Here is a 6,759-nt window from a genome sequence, read left to right on the forward strand (position 1 = left end):
CCGTCGTCACCGTCCCGGCGGCCCGTCAGACACGGCCCTCCGCCCGGGCCCGCCGGGACGGTGACGACGGTGCCGAAGGGCCTGCGAGAGGTTCGAGGGGAAAGCGCAGCCGATTACGGGTGGCGTGGCGTGCGAGCGTCCCGCGGTCCGAGAGCGGACGGCGCCACCGCCGCGGCTTCCGGCGGTGCGTCGGTTCCGAGAGGAGACACGGGTGAACCGGGGCCGCGCCGAGCGGCGCATCTGGCAGCGGACCCGCCGTATCGCCGCGTCACTGACGCTGCCACGGCCGTTCACCCCGGAGGCGTTCATCGCCGCCCTCGCGCAGCAGCGCGGACGGCCCATCGAGATCCTGTCCGTCGCCCTGGGGCACTGTCTGCCCTGCGGACTGCTCGTGACCACCGACCGCGCCGACTACATCCTCTGCGCCGAAGGCACCACGGCCTTCCACCGGCGGCACATCCTGCTGCACGAGGCCGCTCATCTGCTGTGCGGTCATGACCAGGCGCCGGCGGCCGACTCGTCGGCGGCCCGCCTGCTGATGCCGGGCCTCCCGCCCGCGCTGATCCGCCAGGTCCTCGGCAGGACCGTCTACACCGAACCGCAGGAGTGCGAGGCCGAGTTGCTCGCCTCGCTGATCCTGCACCGGGTGGCGCGGGACGGGGCCAGGCCCGCGCGGCCGGCCCAGGACCACGGCGACGCGGGCTGGCTGGTGGGCGCCGTCGACGGCGGGGGACCCGGCCGTGGATGAGGTGCTGGCGTACTGCCCGGCCGGTCTCGCCGTCGCCGTGGGCTGGTACGAACTGCGCCTGGCGCGGCGCGGCGGATCGTCCTCCGCGGTGCGGATGCTGTGCTGGTTCGGGCTGACCATGGGCGCGGCGATGGTGCTGCTCGCTCCGACCACGGTGACCGCGGCCCAGCACCTGGTGCCGGGAGCCGCGCCGGGATTCCATCTCGTGGGACGTGAGCTGGAGATGGCCGCGACGGCCTTTCTGCCTCAGGCCGCGCTGCGGCTGACGCCCCGGCCGCCGGGGCGCATGGCCGGGCGCCGCCATCTGGGCGCGACCGCCGCCGTCCTCGCCGTGTGCCCTGTGCTCTTCCTCCTCGCACGGCCCGAGGTCGCCGGAGGGACGGTCACCACGGACGCGTCCGGGTGGCCCTGGTTCGCCGCGTTCGACTCGGTCTTCACGCTGTACACGCTCTTCTGCCTGGGCCTGTTCACCGTGCCGGTGGTCCTGCACGCCCGAGGTCTGCCGCCCGGTCCGCTGCGTACCGGTCTCCGGTTGATCTGCGCCGGTGCCGTGGTCGGTCTGGCGTGGGGGCTCTGGGGTCTGGCGGCGGTCGTCAGCATGGTCAGGTCACACCGTCAGGGCGCCGGCCTCGATCCGGTGGCGGTGGCGCTGGGGACATGCTGTCTCGTGCTCGCGGCCCTGGGGGTGACCGCCGCCCGCTGGGGTCCCGCACTCACCGCTCCGGCCGGCTGGCTGCGCCCCTACCGCGAGCTGCGCGCCCTGGAGCCGCTGTGGTCCGCCCTGCACACCGTCGTTCCCGGCACGGCCCTGGGCGTGTCCCGGCGATGGACGGGACGTGTCGACCCGCGCGCGGCCGAATTCGCCCTCTACCGGCGGGTGGTGGAGATCAGGGACGGTTATCTCGCGCTGCGTCCCTATCTCGATCCGCGGATCGAACTGTGGGTGGAGGGCGCCCTCATCCGTTTCCCGGTGCCGCCCGCCGGTGTCGCCGCCACGGTCGAGGCGGCCACCATCGCGGCGGCGCTGGAATCCGCCCGCGCCGGGCGGACGTACGGTCACGGTGGCGCCGGTGCCTCCGGCGCCACCGCCGGGCTCGCCTCGCCGCCCGCCGAGGACACCGTCGACGCCGAGGCCGCCTGGCTGATCAGGGTGGCCGAGGCCTTCACCTTCTCCGGCGCGGTGGAGTACACCCGTCGGCGGGCCAGGGACGAACTGGCACGCCCGTGAAGGAACTGGGCAGGCCCCCTCCGCCCTCCACCGCCCCGGTGGGTCATGAACTAGAATGAATGAGCAAGGACGAACGAGCAGCGGAAAACGATGCGCGAGCCGGGGACGGGGTCCACCGGGCGGGCCCAGGAGGTGACGGACGCGATGGCCGACGAGAAGGCCGCTCCGTCGACACTGGCCGGAAGGATCGACGCCCTGTTCCGTGTGGTGCGCCGTCCCAGCCGTGAGCAGTACAGCCACGAGGAGGTCGCCCGGGCCTGCCGCGAGGCCACCGGGGACAGCTTCTCCGCGACCTATCTGTGGCAACTGCGCACCGGACGCCGGGACAATCCGACCAAGCGCCATCTCGAAGCCCTGGCCCAGTTCTTCCATGTACCGGTCGCCTATTTCTTCGACGACGACCAGGGCGCGGCGGTCGCCAAGGAGCTCGAACTGCTGGGCGCGCTGCGGGACGCGCAGGTGCGCAGCATGGCCCTGCGCGCGGTCGGTCTCTCTCCCGAGGCGGTCGGCACGATCAGCGACATGATCGATGTGATCGCGCGGCGGGAGAGGGAACACGGCGCGGCGGACGACATCGCGTGAGCGATACCGTCCGCCGCTGACTGCCCGCTCCCCCGGCCCCCGCCGCTGTTCTCCCATCGATGGTCCCGCCGTCGGCGGTTACGTCGGCCGCTCCGCCTCCACAGGCCCCTCCCGTACGGCCGCCGTCCCCTCGGCGGCCTCGCGCAGCCGCCGGGCGGTACGCAGCGCCCGTGGCAGGTTCGCCAGTACAGCGGCCAGTCCGAGCAGGGCCATGGCCCACAGCGCCTCGCGGACACCCCACCGGCTGCCGAGCGCGCCGCCCATGAGCGCGCCGAGTATCCCGGCCGCCGCCGTGCACACCTGAAGTGCCGCCATGGACCGGCCCAGTACGGCCTCCGGTACATCGGCGACGAGCACGGAGGTGACGGCCACATTGGCGATGGCCCCGAAGAACACCGGAAGCCCGATGCCCAGGGCTGCGCTCGGCGCGGCGAGCGCCGGCGGGCCGGCGGAGAGAGGCAGCAGCAGCGTGCACGCGACGGCCAGTGTGAAGGTGAGCAGCGCCACCCGGCGCGCGTCGCTGCCGGGCCGCAGCAGCCGCGCGGCCACGGCCGATCCGCCGAGGCCCATGACGCCGGAGAGCGCGAAGACGGCTCCGAACGCCTCCGCGGGCAGTTCCAGCGTCCGCAGCAGGAAGGGGCTGGTGAGCGCGGTCATCGCCGCCGCGGTACAGGTCGGTACGACGATGAAGACCGCGAGCGCCCGGTGGAAGGGGTCCTTGGTGAAGAACCGCAGTCCGTCCGCCGCGCCACGCAGCGTGGCCACAAGGGGCTGCCCTGCCCTGGGCGGCATCCGGTCGGGCAGGCGCATGCTCAGCAGGGCCACCGCGCTCAGCAGATAGCTCACGGCGTCCAGGGCCAGGGCCGACGCACCGCCGAGCACGGCCACGGCCGGGCCCGACAGCAGCCGTCCCAGGAGCGAGGCGCCGTACTGGCCCGCCTGGAGCCTGGCCCGCGCGGGACCGATTCCGTCCGCTCCCGCCAACTGCTTGAGATGCAGGAAGTAGACGGCGGTCGTGAGCGTGGAGATGGCGCCCAGGGCCGCGCTGAGGCAGGCCAGCCAGACCACCGTCACGATGTCGTGGGCCAGTCCGAGCGCGACCGCCGCGACCGTCACCGCGGACACGCAGTCCAGCGCCAGCAGGGCCCGCCGCGGCCGGGTGATCCGGTCGGCGAGCGCGCCCGCGGGCAGCCCGAGGAGCAGCACGGGCAGGGTCGCGGCGGCACTCAGCAGACCGACCTCCATGGCCGAGGCGCCGAGATGGACGACCGCCACGATGGGCAGGGCGATCGCGGTGAACACGGAACCGAAGGCGGAGGCGGTCTGGCCCCACCAGTACAGGGTGAGGTCACGGCGTCGCGTCCCGGCCTCCGCGCCGGGCGCGGATGGCTTCCCGCCATGCCGGCCCGGCGGCCGTGAGGTGCTCTGTGGTTCATCCATGAAGGTGCCTCACCGGGTGGTCAGGGCGGACTCGGCGGTGGATTCCGCGGTGGGTACGGCGGTGCGTACGGCGGCCGGGAGCGGGCTCTCCGTGAGCAGGGCGCCGGGGCGCGGGTCGAGCAGCTGCGACAGGAAGAGCAGGACTCCGGCGGAGCCGCTCCACAGATCGGCGCTGAACCGCAGCAGCCGGTCGCCCAGGAAACGCACACCGGTGGCATGCGGAACGGCGAACTTGTAGAGCCCGCGCGCGATCCGGATCGCCTCCTGGCGGCTCGTCCCGTCCCCGGTGAGCTCGGCGTGGTCGGCGAGCGCGAAGCCGAGACCGGCGAGTCCCTGCTGGAGCCCGGACATCGCGGGAGCCCCGGAGCGCAGGGCGGTCAGCAGCCTGGGCAGTGCCTCGGCCAGCCGCCGGTCGTCGACGACGCGCAGATAGCGGGTGACCGTGTACGCCGTCCCGGCCGAGCCGCAGTAAAGATAGGGCAGGCTGCGCCTGTCCGCCGCGGAGATGGGGAAGTACATCCCAGGCGCTCCGGGAGCGTAGTCCCGGTCGAGTTCGGCGTGCAACAGCCCTACTCCGCGCAGGAGATGGTCCCGCTCGCCGGTGACACCGGCCAGTTGGTACAGCATCAGGGCCACTCCGCAGCGGCCGTGCATCAGACCGGTGGCGTCGTCGGGGCCGAGCAGCGGAGTGAGTTCCTCGTCGGGGGGCAGGGCCGCGGCGAGCGCCCGCGCCCGGTCGACGTGGTGCTCGTCGCCGGTGCGGCCGTACAGGGCGAGATGGGCCAGGGCGAGCCCGGCGGAGCCGCCGTACAGCGTCGCCGACGCGGCGCCCGTGGTCAGCGGATGGCGGTCGGCCACCGCGAGCAGTTCGCGTGCCTCGTCCAGCAGTCCGCGGTCGGCGAGTGTCCGGGCGATCCCGGCGAGACCGACGTACAGCCCGGGGGCGAGGTCGTTCCTGGCGGCGAGGGCGTCCTGGCGCAGCCGTTCCAGCAGCCCGTCGGGCAGCGCCCGGCCGGCCCGGTCCAGGGCGTGCACGACACCCGCGGTGCCGTAGGCCACGCAGAGGGTGTTGGTGCGGTAGCCGTCCGGGATCGTCGGGAACACCCGGTCGCGATGGCCGAGATCGGCCATCGCGAGCAGCGCGTCGCCCGTCCGGTCCCTCAACTCCGCGAGATGACGCAGTGGTTCCGCCGCCACCGACTCGGGCGAGGGCAGCCGCCCGGACGTGGACGGCCGCTCCGGCCGGCCGGAGGGCTCCGTCGTCGCGGTGACCGGCCCGCCCGGCCGGTGGTACTTGGTGGCACGGTTCCACAGGATCTCGGAGACCGGGCCGTACGCGGTCAGCTCATGGCGCAGATGAGCCAGTACGTCGGGGTTGTGCCGGATGGAATGGTGGTAGGGGCCGACGAGCAACTGGGCCAGTGCCGAGACACCGTAGTCGTCGTAGAGGGACGGATCACCGTCCGCGCCGGCGCGGAGGGCGGCCGGCGGGGCGTAGCCGAGGGTGCCGACCGGTGTGAACGGGGTGCCGGGGACGTGCACCGCCTCGAAGTCGACCAGCCTCACCCCGTCGCCCTCGGTCACCAGCACATTGCCGGGGCTGACGTCCACGAAGAGGTAACCTGCCGCGTGCAGCCGCTCCAGGGCCTGTTCGATCCCGGCGAGGATCCTCTCGGACCGCGCGTAGTACGCGGCGAAGGCGTCCGAGGACAGTTCCCCGCCCAGCAGCGGGTGGTTGTCCGCCGTCCACGGCTGCAGCCCCTTGCCCTCGATCGTCTCGGTGACCAGGAACTCGTGCTCGCCCTGGCGGAAGTAGGCGACCGGTACCGGGGCCAGTCCCGGCGCGGTCGTCCGCAGCTCCTGGAGGACCCGCCACTCGGCGCGCAGATAGTCCGGCGCGGCGGCGCCGTTCGGGGCGACGCCGGAGTGCGCCCGCGCCTCCTTGATGAACACCGGGCGCCCGGTGGCCTCTTCGCGTCCCTTGTAGACCCCGCCGCCGTTGCTGAACTGCACGGCTTCCTCGAAGGCGTATCCCTGGTAGGAGAGCGGCCTGCCGCCGCCTCCGGATCCGGACCGGACGGCACGGCGGGCGCCGGCCGTGCGCTCGGCGAAGGGGTCCGAGATGCCCTCGGGCAGGACGAAGGACATCCCGCGCCGGTCCTCCGTCTCCCGGCCGTTCCCGTCGCGGACCAGCAGCAGGTCCGTGCCGTCGGGCCGGACACGGCCGCGGCGCGTGAACGCCCCGTAGCGGTAGTGGACCGTACGGGAGTCCTTGTAGCGGCGGTCGGTGAGGATGTGCGGCCCCTCCTCGTCCGCCAGGGCCTCCCGCAGCCGCTCCATCAGCGCTCCGGCGGCCTCGGCGCTCCTCGGATAGGCGGCGATGAACTTGCCGTTCACCTGCCGGGCCGCCTGCTTGTGATGGGTCCACAGATAGAACAGCCGGCAGGACAGGTGCTTGAACGCCACGTCCTGCTCGAAGCAGATCCCGGCGACGGTGTCGAGCACCTGGGCCAGCCGGTCGAAGCGGGCCGACACATGGACCTTCCAGCCGTCCTCGACGCCCGGCTCGCGGTCCTCCCGGTACCAGGTGGTCCAGAACCCGAAGTCGAGGTCGCGCCAGCCCTCGGGCGGGCCCGAGGGCCGGAAGACCTCGCCCCGGTCCCGGCTGTTCTCCAGCGGTGCGTAGAACTCCTGGTCCGCTACGGCGAAGGCGACGGGCACGTCGGTGAACCTCTCTCGGGTGGGGACTTCCGGTGGGACG

At 73.4% G+C, this 6,759-nt stretch carries 5 protein-coding genes; 3 read left to right on the forward strand and 2 right to left on the reverse strand.

The features are described 5' to 3' along the window. Nucleotides 1–211: 211 nt before the first annotated feature. The 3 genes from BFF77_RS30865 to BFF77_RS30875 all read left to right on the forward strand — a co-directional run bounded on the left by BFF77_RS30865 (nucleotide 212) and on the right by BFF77_RS30875 (nucleotide 2,558). Nucleotides 212–748, forward strand: coding sequence for a ParH-like protein (locus tag BFF77_RS30865; RefSeq protein ID WP_107422299.1), 537 nt, complete (start codon nucleotides 212–214; stop codon nucleotides 746–748). Continuing rightward, a complete protein-coding gene (locus tag BFF77_RS30870; RefSeq protein WP_066956644.1) occupies nucleotides 741–1,976 on the forward strand; it encodes an MAB_1171c family putative transporter in 1,236 nt (411 codons plus the stop codon). The genes BFF77_RS30865 and BFF77_RS30870 overlap by 8 nt, the downstream gene beginning before the upstream one ends. A gap of 144 nt (nucleotides 1,977–2,120) precedes the next feature. Then, nucleotides 2,121–2,558, forward strand: a complete 438-nt coding sequence (locus tag BFF77_RS30875) for a helix-turn-helix domain-containing protein (protein ID WP_066956656.1) — start codon at nucleotides 2,121–2,123, stop codon at nucleotides 2,556–2,558. Nucleotides 2,559–2,636: 78 nt separating this feature from the next. On the opposite strand, the gene BFF77_RS30880 is transcribed toward BFF77_RS30875, so the two are convergent. Then, nucleotides 2,637–3,998, reverse strand: coding sequence for an MFS transporter (locus BFF77_RS30880; RefSeq protein ID WP_066956647.1), 1,362 nt, complete (start codon nucleotides 3,996–3,998; stop codon nucleotides 2,637–2,639). A gap of 9 nt (nucleotides 3,999–4,007) precedes the next feature. After that, on the reverse strand, nucleotides 4,008–6,759 hold a 2,752-nt coding region (gene lanKC, locus BFF77_RS30885), incomplete at its 5' end, for a class III lanthionine synthetase LanKC (RefSeq protein ID WP_211280362.1).

This window comes from Streptomyces lushanensis, assembly GCF_001700515.1.
Taxonomy (GTDB): Bacteria; Actinomycetota; Actinomycetes; order Streptomycetales; family Streptomycetaceae; genus Streptomyces; species Streptomyces lushanensis.